Source organism: Aeromonas sp. FDAARGOS 1402 (assembly GCF_019046925.1).
GTDB classification, from domain to species: domain Bacteria; phylum Pseudomonadota; class Gammaproteobacteria; order Enterobacterales; family Aeromonadaceae; genus Aeromonas; species Aeromonas caviae.
In genome coordinates this window covers 2,303,206-2,324,619 of the sequence record NZ_CP077201.1, presented here as the reverse complement: position 1 = coordinate 2,324,619, position 21,414 = coordinate 2,303,206, and the positions used below count along the sequence as shown (strand labels likewise).

21 protein-coding genes are annotated in these 21,414 nt (G+C 59.5%); 11 read left to right on the top strand and 10 right to left on the bottom strand.

All coding sequences use genetic code 11. The annotated features are described in order from the left end of the window. Positions 1 to 131: 131 nt before the first annotated feature. The 9 genes from I6L32_RS11115 to I6L32_RS11075 all read left to right on the top strand — a co-directional run bounded on the left by I6L32_RS11115 (position 132) and on the right by I6L32_RS11075 (position 6,593). Positions 132 to 500: a DUF2061 domain-containing protein gene (locus I6L32_RS11115; RefSeq protein ID WP_010675518.1), complete on the top strand. Its 369-nt coding sequence runs from the start codon at positions 132 to 134 to the stop codon at positions 498 to 500. A gap of 110 nt (positions 501 to 610) precedes the next feature. Further along, a complete protein-coding gene (locus I6L32_RS11110) occupies positions 611 to 1,204 on the top strand; it encodes an MliC family protein (protein ID WP_043156269.1) in 594 nt (197 codons plus the stop codon). A 379-nt stretch (positions 1,205 to 1,583) separates the two neighbouring features. Continuing rightward, positions 1,584 to 2,012: a VOC family protein gene (locus tag I6L32_RS11105; protein WP_043156268.1), complete on the top strand. Its 429-nt coding sequence runs from the start codon at positions 1,584 to 1,586 to the stop codon at positions 2,010 to 2,012. 116 nt (positions 2,013 to 2,128) lie between these two features. Further along, on the top strand, positions 2,129 to 3,184 hold the full coding sequence (locus I6L32_RS11100) for a hypothetical protein (RefSeq protein WP_216943893.1): 1,056 nt from the start codon (positions 2,129 to 2,131) through the stop codon (positions 3,182 to 3,184). 178 nt (positions 3,185 to 3,362) lie between these two features. Continuing rightward, positions 3,363 to 3,824 (top strand): hypothetical protein, encoded by a 462-nt coding sequence (locus I6L32_RS11095; RefSeq protein WP_216943892.1) that lies wholly within the window; start codon positions 3,363 to 3,365, stop codon positions 3,822 to 3,824. Between the two features lie 129 nt (positions 3,825 to 3,953). Continuing rightward, positions 3,954 to 4,220 carry a hypothetical protein gene (locus tag I6L32_RS11090; protein WP_216943891.1) on the top strand — a complete coding sequence of 89 codons (267 nt, stop codon included), beginning with the start codon at positions 3,954 to 3,956 and terminating at the stop codon, positions 4,218 to 4,220. A gap of 138 nt (positions 4,221 to 4,358) precedes the next feature. After that, positions 4,359 to 4,817: a hypothetical protein gene (locus tag I6L32_RS11085; RefSeq protein ID WP_216943890.1), complete on the top strand. Its 459-nt coding sequence runs from the start codon at positions 4,359 to 4,361 to the stop codon at positions 4,815 to 4,817. A 738-nt stretch (positions 4,818 to 5,555) separates the two neighbouring features. Beyond that, positions 5,556 to 5,987, top strand: a complete 432-nt coding sequence (locus I6L32_RS11080; protein ID WP_052815914.1) for a MerR family transcriptional regulator — start codon at positions 5,556 to 5,558, stop codon at positions 5,985 to 5,987. Between the two features lie 54 nt (positions 5,988 to 6,041). Continuing rightward, positions 6,042 to 6,593: an NAD(P)H-dependent oxidoreductase gene (locus I6L32_RS11075; RefSeq protein ID WP_052815900.1), complete on the top strand. Its 552-nt coding sequence runs from the start codon at positions 6,042 to 6,044 to the stop codon at positions 6,591 to 6,593. A 125-nt stretch (positions 6,594 to 6,718) separates the two neighbouring features. Here the strand turns inward: I6L32_RS11075 and putP are convergent, their stop codons facing one another. The 8 genes from putP to I6L32_RS11035 form a co-directional block, all read right to left on the bottom strand. Next, a complete protein-coding gene (gene putP, locus I6L32_RS11070; RefSeq protein ID WP_045525661.1) occupies positions 6,719 to 8,227 on the bottom strand; it encodes a sodium/proline symporter PutP in 1,509 nt (502 codons plus the stop codon). A 274-nt stretch (positions 8,228 to 8,501) separates the two neighbouring features. After that, complete coding sequence (locus I6L32_RS11065) at positions 8,502 to 9,428, bottom strand: L,D-transpeptidase family protein (RefSeq protein WP_052815902.1); 927 nt, start codon at positions 9,426 to 9,428, stop codon at positions 8,502 to 8,504. Positions 9,429 to 9,613: 185 nt separating this feature from the next. Further along, positions 9,614 to 10,855, bottom strand: a complete 1,242-nt coding sequence (locus I6L32_RS11060) for a mechanosensitive ion channel family protein (RefSeq protein WP_216943889.1) — start codon at positions 10,853 to 10,855, stop codon at positions 9,614 to 9,616. A gap of 131 nt (positions 10,856 to 10,986) precedes the next feature. Further along, complete coding sequence (locus I6L32_RS11055; protein WP_041215759.1) at positions 10,987 to 12,186, bottom strand: acetate kinase; 1,200 nt, start codon at positions 12,184 to 12,186, stop codon at positions 10,987 to 10,989. 218 nt (positions 12,187 to 12,404) lie between these two features. Continuing rightward, positions 12,405 to 12,875, bottom strand: coding sequence for a YhcH/YjgK/YiaL family protein (locus I6L32_RS11050; protein WP_043156325.1), 471 nt, complete (start codon positions 12,873 to 12,875; stop codon positions 12,405 to 12,407). Between the two features lie 309 nt (positions 12,876 to 13,184). Beyond that, positions 13,185 to 14,291: a 1-acyl-sn-glycerol-3-phosphate acyltransferase gene (locus I6L32_RS11045; protein WP_010675527.1), complete on the bottom strand. Its 1,107-nt coding sequence runs from the start codon at positions 14,289 to 14,291 to the stop codon at positions 13,185 to 13,187. Positions 14,292 to 14,465: 174 nt separating this feature from the next. Beyond that, on the bottom strand, positions 14,466 to 15,020 hold the full coding sequence (locus tag I6L32_RS11040) for a GNAT family N-acetyltransferase (protein WP_201900627.1): 555 nt from the start codon (positions 15,018 to 15,020) through the stop codon (positions 14,466 to 14,468). A 37-nt stretch (positions 15,021 to 15,057) separates the two neighbouring features. Further along, positions 15,058 to 15,612: a GNAT family N-acetyltransferase gene (locus I6L32_RS11035; protein WP_042016040.1), complete on the bottom strand. Its 555-nt coding sequence runs from the start codon at positions 15,610 to 15,612 to the stop codon at positions 15,058 to 15,060. 351 nt (positions 15,613 to 15,963) lie between these two features. Here I6L32_RS11035 and I6L32_RS11030 point away from each other — a divergent pair, with 351 nt between their 5' ends. Next, on the top strand, positions 15,964 to 17,736 hold the full coding sequence (locus tag I6L32_RS11030) for a M4 family metallopeptidase (RefSeq protein WP_216943888.1): 1,773 nt from the start codon (positions 15,964 to 15,966) through the stop codon (positions 17,734 to 17,736). A gap of 57 nt (positions 17,737 to 17,793) precedes the next feature. On the opposite strand, the gene I6L32_RS11025 is transcribed toward I6L32_RS11030, so the two are convergent. After that, on the bottom strand, positions 17,794 to 18,693 hold the full coding sequence (locus I6L32_RS11025; RefSeq protein ID WP_029314793.1) for a LysR family transcriptional regulator: 900 nt from the start codon (positions 18,691 to 18,693) through the stop codon (positions 17,794 to 17,796). Between the two features lie 201 nt (positions 18,694 to 18,894). Here I6L32_RS11025 and mdtH point away from each other — a divergent pair, with 201 nt between their 5' ends. Further along, positions 18,895 to 20,088 carry a multidrug efflux MFS transporter MdtH gene (gene mdtH, locus I6L32_RS11020; protein WP_029314794.1) on the top strand — a complete coding sequence of 398 codons (1,194 nt, stop codon included), beginning with the start codon at positions 18,895 to 18,897 and terminating at the stop codon, positions 20,086 to 20,088. A gap of 64 nt (positions 20,089 to 20,152) precedes the next feature. On the opposite strand, the gene I6L32_RS11015 is transcribed toward mdtH, so the two are convergent. Next, complete coding sequence (locus tag I6L32_RS11015) at positions 20,153 to 21,355, bottom strand: ISL3-like element ISAeme19 family transposase (protein ID WP_084865641.1); 1,203 nt, start codon at positions 21,353 to 21,355, stop codon at positions 20,153 to 20,155. Positions 21,356 to 21,414 lie beyond the last annotated feature (59 nt).

The following is a 21,414-nucleotide window of genomic DNA, read 5'->3' as shown; positions in this document are numbered from 1 at the left end:
CCGGGCAACTCCCAATCTGGTGGTGCCTCCCCCGGTCGATAGGCATTTTCTATTTCGCCGATAGATGAGAATGGTTTTCATTTGATGTAATTCTGGGTGATACTGCCTTCATCGCCAGAGGAGACACCACCATGAAAAAGACCATCAGCTTCGCCATCCTGCACTTTTGTGTCGCCTTCACCGTGGCTTACCTGCTGACCGGCGAACTGCTCACCGCCAGCCTGATCGCCCTCATCGAGCCCGCCGTGAACACGGTCGCCTTCTATTTCCACGACCTTGGCTGGCACAAGCTCAAGCCTGAACACAGCCTGCAGGCCAAGACCAGCAGCTTCGCCCTGGTCCACTTCTCGGTGGCCTTCGGTGTCGCCTACCTGCTGAGTGGCGAGCTGCTCACCGGCGGCGTGATGGCACTGATCGAACCTGCCATCAACACCGTCGTCTTCTTCTTCCACGAGCGGCTGTGGCGCAGCCGCCAGACCTTGGCGCTGGCCGGCGTCTGATTGCCATGCAGGGCCGCCCGACACCCAAAAACACGGGGTGCTCCTGCCTACTTCGGGTGTAAAGTGTGCTCTGATCACGGGGCATCATGCCCCCTGTTGGAGCCCTGTCGATGAACAAGATCTTGCTTGGAACCCTGCTGTTTTCCCCTCTGCTGGCCGCGGCGGCCACCCCGTCCTTCGAATGCGCCAAGGCGAAAGGCGCCGCCGAAACCCTCATTTGCAAGGATGCCGGACTGGCTGCGCTGGATAACGAGCTGTCAGCCCTCTATCCCAAGGCGATTGCCGGGTTCTCCCCCGAGCAGCAGAAGAGCGAGCGCGCCATCCAGCGCGGCTGGATCAAGGGGCGCAACGACTGCTGGAAGGCGGGCGACTTGCGCCAGTGCGTGGAAGAGAGCTACCAGTTGCGGATCACCGAGTTGCAGATAAAAGGCGGCCAACTGAAGGTGCCGACACCGGTCGATTACCAGTGCGGCAAGAGCGTCACCCTCTCCACCTACTTCTACAACGAGGCCAAGCGGCCCGCCGCCATGATCAACCTGAGCGAGGGTAACAACCAGCAACAGGTGCTCGCCTATGAGACCCCCAGCGCCAGCGGCGCCCGGTACGAGGGGCAAAACCTCACCTTCTGGACCAAGGGGAGCGACGCCATGCTGGAGCGCTACGGTCAGCCCACCCTTAACTGCAGCGAGATCCCGGGCAACTGATCCCCCGGCCGGCCAGAGGCCGGGCAACCACTCCCGTACAGGCAGCAAGAGGCTCACCAGTTGGTGGCCACTCACCCCCTTTTACCTATCCTCTCCCCCTCTCGCCAATCCAGCCCGGACGCCAGGCTTTCGGGCTGGCCTCCATTTGTTGATCTTGCCCGGCAATTCGCCATTTCCTCCTTTCCCTTCGCTCGCGGGCCGTTAATATAGCCAATTGGCAACACACGCCTCGTCGGAGTCTCCCATGAGCCATGCCAACCACGCCCAATTGGTCAATCGCAGCAAGCTGGAAGCTGACATTCAGGGCGGTAGCGTCGCCAAAGGGCACAACCGGCAAGAGGTAAATGACTGATTCAACCATGTCGAGTGGAGTGAATGTATGGAAACGCACACACTGCATCGGGGTCGGCTGATCGACCATCTCCAACTGGTGGTGAAAGACCTGACCGCCAGCGAGCGCTTTTACAGGGCCATACTGGCCACCCTCGATGTGCCAATCGGCGGCGCGGGTGAGGGTTACTTCTGGGCTGACGAGCTGTTTGTCACATCCATCGACAGCCCGGCAGCGCTCGGCGCACTGACCGGTCGCCATCACCTCGCCTTCCAGGCGCAGGACCGCGCCACAGTCGATCGCTTCTATCAGGCAGCGCTGGCCCATGGCGGCCAGGATAACGGCGCCCCCGGCGAGCGAGCCTATCACCCCGGCTATTACGCCGCCTTTGTCCTCGATCCGGACGGCAATAATATCGAAGCGGTTTATCACGGCGAGGCAAAGCGCAGCGCGGGGTCGGTGGTGATCACTTTCTAGCTACACTATTCCATACCTTCAGCAATTTAGATCCCCATCTTGGAGCATCTTCGCAACTATGAAGGAATAAAAGTGGTAAGTATAAAAAAATCTATCTATAGGAAAAATAATTTAAAATGGCACTCGTAGTTTATCAACTCCCATTTTATGCGGGGAACATAATCGACAAGATGATTGAGAATGATTGGTTCGTTCATTCATTTACACTAGGAAATGTGAGAGATATATATAATCCATCAGCATACCTATATAACTTAGAATTTAATAATGTAGAATATACAATCCATCTAGACCTTAACATATATCAGTATGTGCTAAATGCTGTAAAAAAAGATAAAAAACAACCATTGCACAGAAATGCTATAGCTTTGATGGTTTTTGCTAAATTCACGAATATAATTCTTGACCCAACAATTGCAATATATGAAAAATTGAACTATAGAAATCAGTGCCCTGATGAGTTAATTGATGACTTGATACTGTTTCGTCAAATTGACAATGCAGATATGGACGTTTTAGCCCAATTTGCACTTGGTAATACTGATACCATCGAACTACCTGAGCCAAGATCTTTAGAACGTTCTCATTTAAAATATCGACTTGTAGAGTATCAAAGACTTAAGAAGTGGGACACAATATATTTACTAGTCCTTAAAGTAACTGAATTGTTTTATTATAGGAAAGATACTACAGGTGAAGAAAAACTAAAATACTTCTGGCAATGGTGTCATCATGGTTTTTTGTTTTCACTCGTTGTCACTTGTTTTGCTATAAAACTATTTGGTAAAAAACCGATACCTAAGTTAATGAAATATACCCCAGAGCAATCAGCTAAGATAAATAAGCAAGGTTTAATAAACATGACTTGGGATTTGTTTCTGTTAGACAAGTTCTTTGAACACTGGCAAAAAAAACCAAGCAATAAAGAATTTCTGTATGCTAGTAATGACAAACCCCTACAGGAAGTACTTAAAATTGCCATTGAAATTCAAAAAAAAGGCCACAACATATACCTGCGCGACTTATCCTCAGAGCTAAATAGTTATTTCACCAGCACATTCAAAAAAATTATGACACAAGAAGGTCGTCGCATTACATCTGTGACTGATTTTAAATCTTTTCGTGATGATATGATTTCTAACTATGAGACAATTCTTCTAATCAATGAATAAGAGCATAATATCCAGTAGGTTAGAATAACGAAGCAAAATCTAAAAATCGCGAATAGACATATCATACTGATAGCCTGATAATAAATCGTCTGCCCTCGCGGTCATTACTCCGTTTTAGGATACTGGACGCAGTAAAGCCTCGATAGCTATGAACACATTACACATTTAGGAGAGATCGGTGGCTAAAAGAGCATCTATTCCCAAAAAGGTCAAAGAGATATTGAGAGAAGAGGTCGGCTTTGGTTGCCCAGTTAAAGATTGCGGTAACCCATACTTGGAATACCATCATTTTGATCCTCCGATTCATATCAAACCACACAATGATCCTAAAGGCATGATTGCGCTATGTGCTCAACACCATAAAAAAGCAGATGGAAATGCATATACAGTCGAACAACTTCATGATTTTAAAATGAACCGCGTTCACTCTAAACAAGTAAGAGGCAACCTAGATTGGCTGCGCAGAGACCTACTATCGATCGTTGGTGGTAACCTTTACTATGAGACACCAATACCTGTCCAAATTGATGGGCATAATTTGGTATCATTTTCACGAGATGCTAGTGGTTTTCAAAGACTGAGCATTAGTATGCTTAGTTTAAGGGCTGAAGAGCGACTAATAATAGATGAAAACTCTTAGGAAAATATTGGCAATCCAGTTGATCTTCGATCTCCTCCTCAAGGGAAGGAGTTAGAAATACACTATAGTAATGGAGACCATTTATATTTACGATTCTCTGAAGTTGAAGACAAAGAGCAACTTCAATCTATGTTTGGTATTTCATACAACTCTGATTTTAATTTCCCAATAACGGCCGTTGAAATTAACTTTGCTATTGGTGAGACCAACATTGATTTTTCCGCCTCTGGCACAACGGTTATGGGCTCTAGGATCACAAATAGTGTAATAGCTTATTGTGGTGTAGTTTTTTGTATAGAGACTGGTATTAAATGGCAGCAAAACCCTAAATGGAAACTTGAACAAAAGTATGAAGTATGCCAAGGAAATATCATTAAAGTGGCCTTTGGGAAATGAATGTATAAATAGAAAATTTCAACACGTGATGTCACCAACTCTAATAAACCGTGGTAATGACTGTTGTATATGTATTGGTGATAGCACCTTGTCAGCTTGGTATCTGGACAGTATGCCTCAATCTAGCAGGAAGAAATCATGAAGTATTCTTTGAATTGGCAACGCCCATTGCTCCTCATGAGCAAGCGGTTCTTTATATTTATCACATTGATTTTTGTAGGATTCGTTGCGCTCAGTGCATTCAAAACTCAACTCAACATGGAACTGGGTATCTGGCTCTTTTACCAATATCTGAAAATACTGCTAGCAGCCTTTATCGTATTGTTCATGATGGCTCAAGCTTCCAGATTGTTTTCTGTCGAATTGAGAAGTGAAGATGTGGTCGGTAGAAACCGATTTTTCCGAAAAGTATCCATACCATATACCGAGATGGTGGGGGTCAGCATGGGAAAAATGCTTATCATCGATTGCATGGTCATTCGAACCAACAGCCTCAAGCGTATTTACGCCCCTTTTGATCTGGACGGTTTCCAAGATCTTTCGGATAAAATCGACGCCAGATTAAAGCATCGCAAAGCATCAAGGGGTGATTCGTAACCTCTGGAATTTTGCTCGGTACCGATGTTGGTGTTCAGTTCACAGGTGCGAATAGCTCAGCGTATTCAAACTATCGTCTATAACCCAGCCACGACATAAACAAGGGTCGGGAAATCCCCTTGGGGAGCCCATTTCGGCCACCAGGTGGTCCTGTCTGGCTCGCCAGAGTCACTATAAATGGAATTTATGGGTTCTCCGTGGATGATCACATTTTCTCTTATAGTGGCGCTCACCAATCCACCAGTGCCTGTTGCGGCCCCATCACGGGTCAGCTCGGCCATATCCCGCCCCTACGACACACCTCACTGTACCGCAGACAGGCAGGGTATTGTTTCCCCCTGAAAGCCGCCGAGCCGAGTTCAACGGGTCAGGAGCGCCGTCATGGACGACGGCGCAGCCGCAGGCGGCGCAGGGATGTGCCGTGTGCGGCGATCCGTCCGACCCGATGAAGGAGGAGAGGGAATCCGCGAAACGGACGGCTTGCCGGGGGAGAAGACCTTTGGTGGCTTTGGGTCTTTCCAATGTCACTCTCCCCGGCCCGAAGAGCGGGCGAAACCCCGTCGAGGGCAAAGCCATATCCCGCCCCTGCGCCGTGTCAGGGATGCGGCGATGCCGTCACAGCTCCACATCGTTATCCTCCCCACACTGCACCGATGGCGCCCTCCCCCTCGGGTATTCAATCCCCCCTGCCACTGACCTATAGTGGGCTCCTTTCACACCACCTTTGCGAGCAGCAGTATGTATATCGGTGAATTTGCCCGGCTGGCGGGCACCACCCCAAAGGCGGTCCGTCTCTACGAGCAGCTCGGGCTGCTGCCCGAGCCCAGGCGGCGCGGCAAGTATCGCGTCTACCGGGCCGAGGATCTGGAGTGGGTCGGCTTTATCCGCGAGGCCCAGCGGCTTGGCTGCAAGCTCGGGGAGCTGGTTCCCCTGCTCGCGGGCGTCACCAGCCTCGACCACTTCCCCTGGCAGAAGGTGGAGCAGCTTATCGCGGACAAGCTGGCGCAGATCGCGGCGGAGGTCGCCCGGCTGCAACGCCAGCATCAGGGCTTGAGCCAGTGCGCCACGCTGCTGGCGCAGCACCCCTGCCGCTATGGCGCCCCGGCGCGGCAATCCCCCGACGGGCGGGATCATCCCGCCGCCGCGGCTCGGGGTCAAAAGGTGGCTTGACTCTGTCCCATGGGACAAGGGGTGTAATGGGGGCTCACTTCAAGGAGCCATACCATGACCCCCAACCTGCTTGTTCTCAACGGCAACCCCAAACCCGACAGCCTCTGCCACGCCCTCGCCCGAGAGTATGCCCGCAGTGCCGAGCAAGGGGGCGCGCGCGTCACCCTGCATCACGTGGGGGAGCTCGCCTTCGCGCCGGATCTTCACCATGGCTATGACGAGGTGCAGCCCCTCGAGCCCGATCTGCAGTCGGTGCAGCAGAGCCTGACGCAGGCCCACCATCTGGTGATCGTCGCCCCCGTCTGGTGGGGCCACCTGCCAGCCCGGCTCAAGGGGCTGCTGGATCGCACCCTGCTGCCGGGTTTCGCCTTTCGCTACCAGCCGGGGAAGGCGTACCCGGAGCAGTTGCTCGCCGGCAAGACGGCACGCCTGCTGCTCACCATGGACAGCCCCCCCTGGTATTACCGCTGGTGGCAGGGAGCCCCCCTGGATCGCACCCTGGACAAGCCGGTGCTGGGGCTGTGCGGTATCCGGCTGACCCACCGCCAGCATCTGGGGCCCGTCCACACCTCGGATGAGGGGGCCCGCCAGCGCTGGCTCAGCTAGGCCGGGGCCGCCGCCCGCCAGGATGTGCAGCGGCTGGGCAGGCGCCCCGCCTAATCCCTGCCATGGGCATGTTTTGCCCATTAAAAAGCCCCGCAGTTGCGGGGCTTTTGTCGTCGAGGCGGGGGTTATTTTGCCGCGATGGCGTCTGCCATGGGGCTCTGGAACTCCTGCTCGGCTTCTGCGAAGCGATCCTGCATGGCCTTGGAGGGGGCCTTGTCCAACAGGCTGAACAGCACGATGGCCAGGGTGGCAAACAGGAAGCCCGGGATGATTTCGTACAGACCCAGCCAGCCGAACTGCTTCCAGATGATGACGGTCAGGGCACCGACCAGCATGCCCGCCAGGGCGCCGTTGCGGGTCATGCGGGACCAGAGCACGGAGAGCAGCACCACGGGGCCGAAGGCGGCACCGAAACCGGCCCAGGCGTAGCTCACCAGCCCCAGCACCCGGTTTTCCGGGTTGGTGGCGACGGCGATGGCCACCAGGGCGATCAGCAGCACCATGGCGCGGCCGACCCACACCAGCTCTTTCTGGGAGGCGTTCTTGCGCAGGAAGGGCTTGTAGAGATCCTCGGTGATGGCGCTGGAGCAGACCAGCAGCTGGCAACTGAGGGTACTCATGACCGCCGCCAGGATGGCGGAGAGCAGCACGCCGGCAATCCAGGGGTTGAACAGGATCTTGGAGAGCTCGATGAAGACGCGCTCCGGGTTGGCGGTCACGCCACCCGCCTGCTCGGTGAAGGTGGAGAAGTAGGCCAGGCCGAAGAAACCGATGGCCACGGCGCCACCCAGGCACAGCACCATCCAGGTCATGCTGATGCGACGGGCGCTGGCCATGGAGTGGTGGGAGTCCGCCGCCATGAAGCGCGCCAGGATGTGGGGCTGGCCGAAGTAGCCCAGGCCCCAGGCCATCAGAGAGATGATGGCGATGAAGTCCAGGTTCTTGAACATGTCGAGATTGCTGGCGTTCTGCGCCGCCACCTGCACCATGGCGGTGTCGATGCCGCCCACGGCGATGATGACGAACACAGGAGTCAGGATGAGGGCGAAGATCATCAGGGTCGCCTGCACGGTGTCGGTCCAGCTTACCGCGAGGAAGCCGCCGAAGAAGGTGTAGGTGATGGTGGCCGCGGCACCGATCCAGAGGGCGGTGTCATAGCTCATGCCGAAGGTGCTCTCGAACAGGCGGGCACCGGCCACCACGCCGGAGGCGCAGTAGATGGTGAAGAACAGCAGGATCACCAGGGCGGAGAGGATGCGCAGCACCCGGCTCTTGTCTTCGAAGCGGTAGGTGAAGTAGTCCGGCAGGGTCAGGGCGTTGCGGTTCTTCTCGGTGTGAACCCGCAGCCGACCGGCCACCCAGCGCCAGTTGAAGTAGGCGCCGATGATGAGGCCGATGGCGATCCAGCTCTCGGAGATGCCGCCGATGAAGACGGCGCCAGGCAGGCCCATCAGGAGCCAGCCACTCATGTCGGAGGCACCGGCGGAGAGGGCGGTCACCCAGCTCCCCATGCGGCGGCCGCCGAGAATGTAGTCGTCAAAGTTACGGGTGGCGCGATAGGCGATAAAGCCGATCAACACCATCCCGAGGATGTACACCAGAAAGGTGATGAGCATGGGGGTGCTAGCTGTCATTCAAAACTCCGTTATGTGACGTCTGTGCCCGTTCTTGCGACGGACTCTTCCTTAAAAAAACCGGCCTAGAGTAATCAGCAGATCGCCGGACCACAACCACTTTTAACAAATAAAAAACACATGGAAAACGTTTAACACCTAACCAAGCAACCACTCAATTGCAATAAGGCCGGATTTTATCCCGACCTGCCAAGGGTTTACCCTGATGATTCCCTCCCCCGCGCCATAAAAAAGCCCCGACAGTGGCCGGGGCTCGGAATACCGACGGGCGGGATCAGCGGTTGATGGCGATAGGCATGCCGCTGCGCTGCTCCAGGGCCTGCTTGACCAGCTGGGAGTCGCTGTCCGCGTGGGCGATGAAGCGGGTCACGGCGGTGGACATGGGCAGCGGGGCCGGCAGGCTGGAGTTGAACTCCTCCTGGTTGCGCGAGAGGGGCTGGTGCACTTCCAGGTAGCGGCGGCCATCCGGCTCGACAGAGGCCTTGATGGGCTGGTTCACGAACTGGACGCGGGTACCGACCGGGACCTGCTTGAACAGGTACTCGATGTCGTCGTTGCGCAGACGCACGCAGCCGTGGCTCACCCGCAGGCCGATGCCGAACTGGGCGTTGGTACCGTGGATGGCGTACATCTTGCCGATGTAGAGCGCGAACAGCCCCATGGGGTTGTCCGGACCGGCCGGCCAGACAGCAGGCAGGGTCTCGCCACGGGCGGCGTACTCGGCGTGCATCTTCGCGGTCGGGGTCCAGGTCGGGCCCGCCTTCTTGCGCTGCACGCTGGTCACCCAGTCTTCCGGGGTGTCGGTGCCGAGCTGGCCGATGCCAATCGGCAGCACTTCCACCACCTTCTTGCCTCTGGGGTAGTAGTAGAGGCGCATCTCGGCGACGTTCAGCACGATGCCTTCACGGGGGGCATCCGGCAGGATCAGCTGATGCGGCACGACCAGCTTCTCGCCCGCCTGCAGCAGCAGGGGGTCCGCCTTGGGGTTGGCTTCCAGCATGTTGGTCAAGCCGAGCTGGAATCTGGCCGCTGCCGCTTCCAGGGGTTGGCCCGCCTCTTCCGGGGACACCACGTAGTCCAGGTTCTCCCCCACCAGGCGGCTGTTGGCTGCGGGCAGGGCATATTCGATGGCGAGGGCGGGCATGGCGGCCAGGATCAGGGAGCAGCACAGTGCGGCCGCCGTGTTGTGGAGGAGCTTCATAACTTTCCTGTGATAAAGGGGGTGGTTCAGCACTCTGGCCAGCGCGGAGGCGACGGGCGCGCCCGGGGCGAAGAGAAGGCCGCCATTTTTCTCCTCTGCCATGCAAATTTCAACCGCCACGTGCTGACGGGTCGGTGATTAAATACGGTGCCGCGCCGCGCCGCGGCACCTTGTCATAAGCGGGATCAGCCGTTTTTCCAACTGTGCATGTCATAACCGGTTGGCGACTGATGCAAACGTAGATGGAATTGCTCAATTATCGCAAATATGTGGTCGAAAATATCAGCCTGTATCCCTTCATACTCGGCCCAGGCGGTGGTCGCCGTGAAGCAGTAGATCTCCAGCGGCAGGCCGTCCGTGGTCGGTGCCAACTGGCGCACCATCAGGGTCATGTCCTTGCGAATACCCGAATGAGCCCGCAGGTAGGCATCCAGATAGGCGCGCAGGGTGCCGAGGTTGGTGAGGTGGCGACCATTGATGGGGCAGCTGATGGCATCGCTGAGCTGCTGGTTGTAGCTGCTGAGCTCCTGCTCCTTGCGGCTGAGGTAGGGCGCCAGCAACCTGGCCTGCTTGAGCTGCAACTGCTCCTGCGAGGTGAGGAAGCGCACGCTGGTCATGTCGATGTTGACGCTGCGCTTGATGCGGCGCCCGCCGGATTCGGTCATCCCCTGCCAGTTCTTGAAGGAGTCGGAGATGAGGGCATAGGTAGGGATGGTAGTGATGGTCTTGTCCCAGTTCGACACCTTGACCGTGGTGAGGCCGATGTCGGTCACCTCGCCGTCCGCGCCGTACTTGTCCATCTGCAGCCAGTCACCGACGCTCAGCATGCGGTTGGCGGAGAGCTGGATACCCGCCACCAGGCCGAGGATGGGGTCCTTGAACACCAGCATCAGGACCGCGGTCATGGCCCCCAGGCCGCTGAACAGGAAGAGCGGCGACTTGCCGAGCAGCAGGGCGATCATCAGGATGCCCACCAGGATGCTGGCCACCAGTTTCACCCCCTGGAAGATGCCGCGCAGGGGCAGATCCCGCCCAAGCCGGGTATGGCGGCTCAGGGAGAGCAGGCAGTCGAGCAGGGCGAACAGGGCCAGCAGCAGGAACAGCAGGATCCAGAGCTGGGCCAGCAACTCGATAAGCGCCAGGCTCTCGGACGCTTTGGGCAGCCAGATCTCCGCCTGACCGAGCAGCACGGCGCCCTGGAACACGAAGGCGAGCCGGTAGAAGAGGCGTTGCTGCAACTGGGGCGGCAGCCACATCTGCTTGGTCTTGCCGAGCAGCCCCACCAGGCGCACCAGCAGGATGCGGTGCAGCACCAGGTGCAGCACCATGGCGGTCAGCACGATGAACCCCAGGGCGATCACCAGGGCCATCATGGGGGTCACATCGACCCCCAAGCCTGACAACCAGTTGAAAAACATCTCTTTCATCGTTACCTCCGCAATATCACACAACGGTCAGGGTACGCATCTGGTCCCCCATGTCAAATGACAGGCCGATCACTATTGCCGAAACGACAACGCCCGGCAGGGGCCGGGCGTTGTCATCACCAGAGGGTGCCTTAGCCGACCAGGCTCAGGGCATCACGGGCGATCACCAGCTCTTCGTTGGTGGGCATCACCAGGGCCAGACGGCTGCCTTCGACGGTGATGGGGCCTTCACCGCCCAGCACGGCGGCGTTGTTCGCCTCCTTGTCGATCTTGAAGCCGAGCAGGGCCAGTCGGGCCAGCACCATCTCGCGCACCATGGCGGCGTTCTCGCCGATGCCGCCGGTGAACACCAGGGCGTCCAGGCGACCATCCATGGCGGCAGCATAGGCACCGACGTACTTGGCAACGCGATAGGTGAAGACATCCAGTGCACGCTTGGCACCGGCGTCGGTGGCGTAGTTGCCGGTGACGTAGCGGCAGTCGCTGCTCTCCTCGGTCATGCCCAGCAGGCCGGATTCGCGGGTCAGCACCTGGTTGATCTTGTCCACGCTGTAACCCAGGTTGTCGTGCATGAAGAAGACGATGGCAGGGTCGATATCACCGGAGCGGGTGCCCATCGCCAGCCCTTCCAGCGGGGTCAGCCCCATGGAGGTGTCGACGGACTCGCCGTTCTTGATGGCGCAGACGGAGGCACCGTTGCCCAGGTGGCAGTTGATGATGTTGAGCTCATGGAGCGGTTTGCCCAGCGCCTTGGCGGTCTCTTCGGCGATGAAGCGGTGGGAGGTGCCGTGGGCGCCGTAACGACGGATGCCGTTCTCGCGATAGAGCTTGTAGGGCAGCGCGTAGAGGTAGGCTTCCTCAGGCAGGGTCTGGTGGAAGGCGGTGTCGAACACGGCCACGTTCTTGTCGGCCAGGGCCGGGAACACCTTGAGGGCGGCACGGATGCCGATGAGGTGCGCCGGGTTGTGCAGGGGGGCAAACGGAATGGCGGCCTCGATGCCGGCAATCACGCCCTCATCGATGCGAACGGAACGGGAGAACTGCTCGCCGCCGTGCACGATGCGATGGCCGATGGCGACCAGCTGATCGGCCAGGGCGGGATCCTGGGGCAGGATGTGACCCACGATGTGGTCGAGGGCTTCCTGGTGCGCGGCACCGGCGCCCAGCATGGCGTCGCCCTTGACCCCGTGGAGTTTCCATTTGATACGTGCGTCATCCAGATTGAAGCATTCGGCCAGGCCGGACAGCATGTCCTCGCCCGTTTCAGCGTCCATTACGGCAAATTTCAGGGAAGAGCTACCGCAGTTAAGGATCAATACCAACTTGCTCATGTTCTACATCTTCCTGTGCTTCGGCTTTACGCCGACAGTGTCGTGTCATCCAGCGATGGATGGGATTCCCCTGCCGGGGGCTTATGGTCGCAGGAGGGTGCGTCCAATTTTTCAAATCGTTGGGCGCAGACCGTTCGTCTGGCGCGCGCGTCGAATCAGCGATTCGCAACGGGCCTCTGTTGGCCCAATCACTCGGGACTCCAGGCCCCGGTTGCCACTCAGGCGCCGGTCAGGAGCGACTGGTGAACCTTGACGACCAGCTTCTTGACCGGACCTGGGGTCGTCAGGGTACAGAGGGGGCGATGCAGTTCTCCCGGCCAGAAGATGGCGAAGTCGCCGGGCTGCAACGCCAGATAACTGGTCTGCTCGTCATCGACGAACCAGAGATCGGGGTGAGGATGATCGGCACCGTCCCGGCTGTAGGCGTGAGGGCCCACGCCGATCCACTCCTCGCCGCGCAGCAGCAGCTGGATGTCCAGATACTGCTCATGAAACTCGCCCCGGCGATCCGCCACCGGCTCTGTCAGATCCTCGCTCACCAGGCAGAACAGCATGAGGCCGTCGACCTCCTGCTTGCCGAGGGGGGCGTGCAGCCAGCGTTCAACGCTTTGCACCACCTCGGCCACGATACGGTTCAGGGGGGCGGGCAAGGGGGTGCGTTGCAAGGTATCCAGACTGCCGGTGATCATGAGGTTCGCATCCTTAGATATATCTGTGGTCTATCTTTGTGCACCAATGAAAAAGGACCATTGAAGGTCCTTTTATCGTCTCGTCTGCCATCCGTGCAGACGGGGGCGCTGTCGCTTCCTAGCCGATGGCGCCGAGTCACTGTTGCATACTCGTCCGCCCCTGCCAAGAGATACTCGCCCATTCACCCGATGATCGTACCAGTTGAAACAATATTATTCACTACCCAATCTCCCCCGACTTTGACCAGACGCAAAAACGGGAGCATCTGCTCCCGTTTTTTTTCCATCACCCGCTCAAAGCGGTGCCATTCAAACCTTGCCGGCGTTTTCCACCGGCTTGGCGTACATGGCGCGCCAGATGGCCTTGTGCTCTTGTGGCACCTCGGACTGGCGAGTCAGGAAGGCACTCTGCTCTATGGTGCTGGCCTTGCCGGGCACATCCGCCGCGAGGTAGTTGCCCGGGAAGAGGCGATAGCTGCTCCAGATCGCCTTGTCAATGAGCGCCGCCAGCTCGTCCGGATCGCTGAAGCCCTCGGTGATGGGAGCACCGAAGGAGACATGTACCCGCCCCTTCTGGCCGACGATGCCCGCGACGATACTCTCGATGTCCTCGAACTCGCCCTTCTCGTAGCTGCCGTTGACCGACTTCTCGTAGAGCTCGCGCGCCTTGGCCTTGTCGGTGGGATCCAGCTCGTAGCTGATGCTCACCGGCACGATGTTGAGGCTGCGCATGTAGTCGACGAACTCGATCTTCTGCTTCTTGCCGTCCACGTAGAACATCTTGAGGATGGCCGGATCCGTCTTGTCATCCCCGTCCTTGGCGCGCCCCTCCTTCTGGGCGATCCAGATGGAGTGCCCCTCGTGCACCGACTGGCCGATGTAGGCCGACAGCTCCCCGAGGGCCTTCATCATCTCCCGCGGTCCCTTGGCGGAGCGCTTGACGATGAAGCTCTTGTTGAGCTTCATCAGCTCGGTGGCGCAGGGCTTGCGCAGCAGGTTGTCGCCGATGGCGATGCGCACGGTATCGAACCCGTGGGTGTGCAGCCCCCAGTTGACGAACGCCGGATCCATGGCGATGTCCCTGTGGTTGGAGACGAACAGGTAGCCCTGCTCCTTCTTGAGGTGTTCGAGCCCGGAGAAGCTCACTCCCTGGGTGGAGGTGGCGATCATCCTGGTCATGTAGCGGGTCACCCCCATCTGTACCTGATGGATGGTGCTGACCTTGGCCCACTTGTGGCGCAGGAACTGGCGGATCAGCGGGCGAATGGCCCAACCCAGCCAGCTCATCAGGGAACCGAAGCGGTATTTGGCGATGGCGCCGATAAACTCGTCATCCTGGATCAGCCGCTCGATGGCAGCCGGTACTTCTTCATCGCGATAGGGGCGAATGTCCGCGAATCTATCTACTTCTGTCACAATGTCTGCCTTGCATGTATGGAGTCGCGGCCTGCGTCTGCCGGCCGGGAAAATTCAGGGCGCAATTTTACACGCTTTTATCCCCAGGGGTATGAGAGGCGTACAGATAGTGCGATCTTGCAGTGAAAAAGCGATGGCGGTCACCCGCCAGCCTCCCTTTCGACAACGGCTCTGCTAGCCAGCGGGGTTGATGAGCGCGGTGAGGACGTGGTCCTCCCAGCGGCCGTTGATCATCAGATAGTCCCGAGCGTACCCCTCCTGCTCGAACCCCAGCCGTTCGAGGAGCGCGCCGCTTCGCAGGTTCGCGGGCATGTAGCTGGCCATGATGCGATGCAGGCCCCGCTCCCGGAACAGGTGATCGATGCCGGCGGCCACCACCTCCTGCATCAGTCCCTGTCCCTCGTGCTCCTTGTCGATGGCATAGCCCAGGTGGCACGCCTTGAACATGCCCATCACAATGTTCGTGAAATTGCAGGTGGCGAGCACCCGCTCCCCCCTGGGATCGAGCGCCACCAGTTGCACGGCACTGCCCTCGAAATAGTGGCCGTAACCGTCGCGCAAGCGGGTCTGCCAGTGGGCGAGGGTGTAGAAACTCTCCTCCCGCCTGGGCTCCCAGGGGGCCAGGTGGGCGCGATTGCGCAGATAGAAATCCACCATCAGGCAGGCCCGCTCCGGGGTCAGCACGGTCAGCCGGGTGCGGGGGGTGACAATGTGGGGCAGCGTCGTCATCTCGCCCTCAGGAGGTTGGAAGCGGACAGGAAGGTCATCAGAGATCCCTCAGCCTCAGCCACTCGTCCCGCAGCAGGCCGTAGTGCACGTGATCCACCACCCTGTCCGCCAGCCGCTCCGCCCGCCGGGTCATCCCCTCCTGGGTCATTCCCAGCCGCTCGCACACGGCTCGGCTCGCCTCGTTCTCGAGGGCGGCGCTGATCTCCACCTTCTCCATTCCCATCTCCTCGAAGGCGTGATGGATCAGGGCCTGGCAGGCCCGGGTGATGATGCCGTGCCCCTGCCAGCGCTCCGCCAGCCAGTAGCCGATGGTCACCTTGCCGAGATCCTGATCGATCTGGTTGTAACCGATGACGCCGACCACCTCCCCCTGATACTCGATGGCCGTGGTCAGCCCCTCCCCCCGGGCAAACTTCTCGATGGCGTGGCGAATGAAGGTGGCGCTGTCGGCGGGCTGCTGGATGTGGGGCACCCAGGGCAGCCACTGGGAGAGGTAGTCGCGGTTGCGCTGGCAGAGGCGAAACAGCTCGCTGGCCATGTCGGGTTGCAGGAACAGGAGCGCCAGCTCGTCATCCAGTTGCCATGAAAACATCGCCACTCCTCCCCGGTTCCGCTTCGGCCATCTGCCGGCATGGGAGCCAATGTAGTCAATCAATCCCTTGTTTGCCAAGGACTTTTCAACCGACTTCCCCGCTGGCAACCCCCATATGGCGATCCCCATGCGGGCACCTTGCCCCCCAGGTCATCAATCACCCCTCACAGCGGTTCAACATGCTGCCATTACCAGCATTTATGGATGATTGGCGCTGTAAAAGTGAATCGTGCTACCTGTTTTCGCTGCCCTGTGACAAATGACAGGCCGTTATTTTCCCCCTTCCCACTAGTGTAAGAGCGCCGGGCAACGGACCCGGCGTGTAATCTTCATCGACTAAGGAAAGACGAGATGAACAAAGTCTATTTGGCCGTCATGCTGGCCTGCTGGGGAAGCGCCGCCATGGCGGCAGAACAGGTGGAAGTGAACCAGGTCTCCGACCTGGCCGGTGCGGTGAGTGGCGCCGCCAAGATTGGCGCCCTTGGCGCCGGGGATGGCGAGTTTCGCAAGGTGCGGGCGGTGACGCTGCCCAATGGCCAGCAGCGGATACGCTATGAGCAGACCTGGCAGGGGATTCCGGTGTGGGGCCAGGTCCTGGTGGCCGATCAGGCGCTGGGGGGCCAGGTCAATCAGGTGTCCGGCACCATGCTGCGCAAGATCGATGCCGACCTGACGGGCCCGGCCGTTGCCCTCTCCGCCAGCGACGCCGCACGCCAGGCTCGCAGCGGTGCCAAGGGGAGCAACGAACAGGTCAAGCTGTTCGTGATGCAGGATGAGACCGGCCAGGCCAGACTGGTCTATCTGGTCTCCTGGCTCGCCGCCAGCAAGGAACCGAGCCGCCCCTTCGTGATGATCGACGCCCAGACCGGCAGCGAGCTCAAACGCTGGGAGGGGATCAACCACAAGGACGCCACCGGCCCGGGGGGCAACGTCAAGACCGGCAAGTATTTCTACGGCGCCGACTTTGGCCCCCTCCAGGTGGATGACAACTGCCGCATGACGGGGACCAACGTGGACACCCTCAACATGAATCACGGCACCACGGGGGGCGCCATCCACCAGTTCACCTGCCCGGAGAACACGGTCAAGGAGATCAACGGTGCCTACTCCCCTCTCAACGATGCCCACTACTTCGGCAACGTGGTGTTCGACATGTACCGCAACTGGTACAACACGGCGCCGCTGAGCTTCAAGCTCAAGATGCGGGTGCACTACAGCCGCAACTACGAGAACGCCTTCTGGGACGGCAGCCAGATGACCTTCGGCGACGGGGCCACCACCTTCTATCCACTGGTGAGCCTGGATGTGGCAGCCCACGAGGTGAGCCATGGCTTCACCGAGCAGAACTCAGGACTGGTCTACTCCGGTCAGTCTGGCGGCATCAACGAGGCCTTCTCCGACATGGCGGGGGAAGCGGCCGAATACTACATGAAGGGCAGCAACGACTGGCTGGTGGGGGCCCAGATCTTCAAGGGCAACGGCTCCTTGCGCTACTTCGAGGACCCGGCCCGGGACGGCAAGTCCATCAGCCACGCCAGCGATTACTATGACGGCATCGACGTGCACCACAGTTCCGGGGTCTACAACCGCGCCTTCTACCTGCTGGCCAACACCAGCGGCTGGCAAACCCGCAAGGCGTTCGAGGTGTTCGTGCTGGCCAACCGCCTCTACTGGGGCCCCAACACCACCTTCGATCAGGGGGCGTGCGGGGTGACCAGGGCCGCCACGGATCTCGGCTACAGCGTGAGCGACGTGGCAGCCGCCTTCACCGCCGTCGGGGTCAATGCCACCTGCGGCGGCACCACGCCCCAACCGGGCAGCGTGCTGCAAAACGGGGTACCGGTGAGCAATCTCACCGCCGCCAAGGGGGGCAAGCTGAACTTCACCGTCGAGGTGCCCGCCGGCAGAAGCCAGCTGGTGGTGACCAGCAGCGGCGGCAGCGGGGATGCGGATCTCTACGTGAAGTTCGGCAGCGCGCCGACCGCCAGCAGCTATGACTGCCGCCCCTACAAGAGCGGCAATGCCGAAACCTGTACCCTGAACGCCCCCAAGGCGGGGACCTGGCACGTGCAGCTGAGCGGGTTCAGCGCCTTCTCCGGCGTCACCCTCAAGGCCAGCTACTGAGTCTGAGCGGGCATCAAGGGGAATAAGCGAAGAGCGCCGGCCTGGTCCGGCGCTTTTTTATGTCCGCTTGCCCGACCAGCGCCGGGCAAGGGTACGGGCCGCCTCCAGCACCCGCTCCTTGGCGGGATTGGGGCGCTTGCCGCTGCGCCAGGCCATCATCACGTCCCAGTGATCCGGTGGCAGATCCACCACGTCCAGCTTCACCAGGCGACCGAACTCCAGATCCCGGGTGATGGCGAGCGCCGGCATCAGGGTGATGAAGCCGTGCTCCAGCGCCAGCTCCCGTGCCGCACTCGCTGGCTGGATGGCGTGCAGCGGGCTCGCCACCTGGCGCAGCAGACGCAGCTGCAGGATCAGCTCGTCGCAGCCCGTCCCCCACTGCTGGGGCGCCAGCCGCTCGTTGGCAATGTCCTGCAGGGTCAGCCCCTGCCGCCCGGCCAGCGGGTGGGTGGCGCAGGCCACGGCGATGATCGGGGAACGGTAAAGCAGTTCGAGCTGGATGCCCGCGATGGCAGGGCACTTGAGAATGAAGCCCACGTCGGTCTCGCCGGTCAGCAACTCCTGCATGATGATGCCAGAGTGATCCGTGTTGCAGCGGATCTCGAAGGTCTCGTCCACCAGGGCCAGCAGCAGGGGGCCGAACACCGCCGTGGTCAGAGAGGGGAGGCAGGAAAGCCGGATCCGCGGCAATGCAGGCGCCCCCTGCATCGCCAGCCGCCCCCCTTCCAGTGCGCTCAGAGCCGCGGTCGCGGCAGGCAGAAACTGCTCGCAGGCCGGGGTCGGGGTGGCCCCCCGACGATGGCGACGGAACAGGGACTGACCCAGCTCCTGCTCCAGCACGGCAATGCGCTGGCTCACCATGGGTTGTGACCAGCCGCGAATGGCGGCCACCTTGCTGAAGCTGCCACGGTTGGCCACATCCAGCAGCAGTTGCAAATCGTCGAGGGTCATAGCCATAACCAAATCCAATATGAAATATAGCCAGTTGTCGGCTACCACTATATCTGGAGCCCCACCAGAATAGCAGCATCAATCGTCATGAACCGGCTGAACGCCACCGAGCCAGGGAGTTGTCATCCCCTTGGCTCTGTTTGGTGACGGCGCCGTTCGGGCAAGAAAGACAACAATATCAGCGAAGCAAACAGAGGTATCAGGGTCATGGTGGATCGGGCGAGGCGGTTGGGGCGGTGGTTCTTGGCATTGGATTCCCTGCTGGTGATCCTGGGCTTCTTCGTGGTGATGCCCATGATCAGCCTGCGCTTCGTCGACCAACTGGGCTGGGCCGCCGGTGTGGTCGGACTGGCACTGGGGCTGCGTCAGCTTACCCAGCAGGGGCTGGGGGTCTTTGGCGGCTCCCTCGCCGACAAGTTCGGGGCGCGCCCCCTCATCGTCTGCGGCATGCTGCTGCGGGCGCTGGGGTTTGCCAGCCTGGCCTATGCCCAGAGCGGATTGGAACTGATCCTCTCCTGCATCATCTCGGGGCTGGGTGGCTGCCTGTTCGATCCCCCCCGCGCCGCCCTGGTGATCAAGTTCACCCGGCCACGGGAGCGGGGTCGCTACATCTCCCTGCTGATGATGCTGGAGAGCGCCGGCGCCGTGGTGGGAGCCCTGCTCGGCAGCTGGCTGCTCAACTTCGATTTTGAATATGTCTGCCTGCTGGGTGCCGGTCTCTTCGTCTGCGCCGCCCTGTGCAACCTGCTGATCCTGCCCCCCTACAAGCTTTCGGTGCGCCCGACGCCGATCCGGGACGGCCTCGGCCAGGTGCTGGCGGACAAGGCCTTCTGCCGACTGGTGCTAATCTTGAGCGGCTACTACGCGCTCTGGGTGCAGGTCATGCTGATCTTCCCCATCCTGGTCAAACAGATGGCAGGCAGCACCACGGCGGTGGGCTGGATGTACACCCTGGAGACGGCCATCTCCCTGGCCCTGCTCTACCCCCTTGCCCGGTTCGGCGAGCGCCACTTCAAGCTGGAGAACCGCCTGATGGCGGGGGTGCTGCTGATGACCACGGGGATCGGGCTGGTGGCCTTTGCCACCACCTTGCCCGCCGTCTTCCTGCTGCTCGCCTGCTTCTATCTCGGCATCGTCATCGCCGAGCCGGCCCGGGAAACCCTGATGACCAAGCTGGCACAACCGGGGGCGCGGGGCAGCTACATGGGCTTCAGCCGACTGGGACTGGCGCTCGGGGGCATGACGGGTTACGTGGGGGGCGGCGCACTGCACGACTACGCCATGGCCCAGGGGCAACCCTGGTTGCCCTGGCTGGTGCTCGGCACCGTCGGTGTCACCACCTTGCTGCTGCTGGCCAACTGCTTCCAGCGCGGCTCCCGCCTGGCAGGGGTCAACGCCTGATCCTCTGGCAATCATCCCGTCTACCCCGGGCGCCCTTCTCTTGAAGGGCGCCCTTTTTTTAGGTTCATCGCGGCTTTCCGGGGAAGGCCGCCTTGATTTTCAGAAAAAAGTATTCTGAGTCCCTAAATCCATATGCCATACGCTTTATCACTTTGATCTTGTTGTTCACCCCTTCCAGCACACTCGTGTGCATCGGGTAGTTTGCACTCGCCAGGATCCCCCGCATATATTTCGATAAATTTCGACCAAATCGTTGCAGCGGCGCTAGCCCGCTTTCCTTCACCTGCCGCATCCAGCTCCGCCATCGTCGCCATCCTTCCCACACGCTCGGCGCATACCAGATGCCCTTCAACGCCTCTTTCAGCACGTACACCATCGCCAGCGGTTGATTCGCCGCCAACAGCTCCTGCAACTTCACATCCTGTTTTTCACTCAGCTTCGCCCGATTACGTAGCAGCAACCAACGCGCACTTTTGACCACTTTTCGCGCCGGTTTATCGCTTTTCAGTGCATTCGCCTGCTCCACTCGCACCCGGTCCACCACCTCTCGGCCATAGCGAGCCACCACGTGGAACAGGTCGTAGACCACCTCCGCCTGCGGGCAGTGTTGCTTCACCTCCAGGTCGAACGCCGTGTTCATGTCCATCGCCACCGCCTCAATCTGCTGGCATCGCTCGCCGAGCTGCTCGAAGAAGGGACGGATAGCGGCCCGGCTGTTGCCGTGCCCCACCCACAGGACGCGGGTTCGCTCGGCATCCATGATCACGGTGGCATAGCGGTGTCCCTTGTGCAGGGCAAACTCATCCATCACCAGCCGCCGCACCTCCCCAAGTTCGATGGTGCCCACACTGGTCTGCAAACGGCGCTTGTCGATCTCCTTGATGGTGTGCCAACCGACCCCGGTGAGCTGGCTGACATGGCGGATGGGGAGGTACTGAACGAGCGCTTCAATCCAGCACTGCATGCGCCGGGTGAGGCGGGAGCCAGAGGGGAGCCAGTCGATATGTTCACTGACGCGACCACAGCGCAGACAGTCGACGCGGCGAACAGGCAGTTGTAACCAGACTTGTCGGTCAAATAGGTCTCGCTCACGCACCCGGCGGATACGTTGGTCGTGGATCAATGGCGTGGGTTGCAGGCATCGGCGACAACGGGGCAACAGGTCGGCGCGAGGCTCAAGGGTAAACAGGGTGTGATGGTTGGCAGAAAGCGCTTGGGCGATGACGGTATAACCTGGCCAGAAGGAGGCAATATCAATATGATGCACGGCGACAGCAGGGTGATGGTGGTGGTGTGTTTGGAGACAGCCAGTTTACCAGCACCCTG

Bases quoted from the DNA above. Each gene is read 5' to 3' on its own strand.
- I6L32_RS11115 (WP_010675518.1), top strand. From the start codon at position 132: ATGAAAAAGACCATCAGCTTCGCCATCCTGCACTTTTGTGTCGCCTTC.
- I6L32_RS11110 (WP_043156269.1), top strand. From the start codon at position 611: ATGAACAAGATCTTGCTTGGAACCCTGCTGTTTTCCCCTCTGCTGGCC.
- I6L32_RS11105 (WP_043156268.1), top strand. From the start codon at position 1,584: ATGGAAACGCACACACTGCATCGGGGTCGGCTGATCGACCATCTCCAA.
- I6L32_RS11100 (WP_216943893.1), top strand. From the start codon at position 2,129: ATGGCACTCGTAGTTTATCAACTCCCATTTTATGCGGGGAACATAATC.
- I6L32_RS11090 (WP_216943891.1), top strand. From the start codon at position 3,954: ATGTTTGGTATTTCATACAACTCTGATTTTAATTTCCCAATAACGGCC.
- I6L32_RS11085 (WP_216943890.1), top strand. From the start codon at position 4,359: ATGAAGTATTCTTTGAATTGGCAACGCCCATTGCTCCTCATGAGCAAG.
- I6L32_RS11080 (WP_052815914.1), top strand. From the start codon at position 5,556: ATGTATATCGGTGAATTTGCCCGGCTGGCGGGCACCACCCCAAAGGCG.
- I6L32_RS11075 (WP_052815900.1), top strand. From the start codon at position 6,042: ATGACCCCCAACCTGCTTGTTCTCAACGGCAACCCCAAACCCGACAGC.
- putP (WP_045525661.1), bottom strand. From the start codon at position 8,227: ATGACAGCTAGCACCCCCATGCTCATCACCTTTCTGGTGTACATCCTC.
- I6L32_RS11065 (WP_052815902.1), bottom strand. From the start codon at position 9,428: ATGAAGCTCCTCCACAACACGGCGGCCGCACTGTGCTGCTCCCTGATC.
- I6L32_RS11060 (WP_216943889.1), bottom strand. From the start codon at position 10,855: ATGAAAGAGATGTTTTTCAACTGGTTGTCAGGCTTGGGGGTCGATGTG.
- I6L32_RS11055 (WP_041215759.1), bottom strand. From the start codon at position 12,186: ATGAGCAAGTTGGTATTGATCCTTAACTGCGGTAGCTCTTCCCTGAAA.
- I6L32_RS11050 (WP_043156325.1), bottom strand. From the start codon at position 12,875: ATGATCACCGGCAGTCTGGATACCTTGCAACGCACCCCCTTGCCCGCC.
- I6L32_RS11040 (WP_201900627.1), bottom strand. From the start codon at position 15,020: ATGACGACGCTGCCCCACATTGTCACCCCCCGCACCCGGCTGACCGTG.
- I6L32_RS11035 (WP_042016040.1), bottom strand. From the start codon at position 15,612: ATGTTTTCATGGCAACTGGATGACGAGCTGGCGCTCCTGTTCCTGCAA.
- I6L32_RS11030 (WP_216943888.1), top strand. From the start codon at position 15,964: ATGAACAAAGTCTATTTGGCCGTCATGCTGGCCTGCTGGGGAAGCGCC.
- I6L32_RS11025 (WP_029314793.1), bottom strand. From the start codon at position 18,693: ATGGCTATGACCCTCGACGATTTGCAACTGCTGCTGGATGTGGCCAAC.
- mdtH (WP_029314794.1), top strand. From the start codon at position 18,895: ATGGTGGATCGGGCGAGGCGGTTGGGGCGGTGGTTCTTGGCATTGGAT.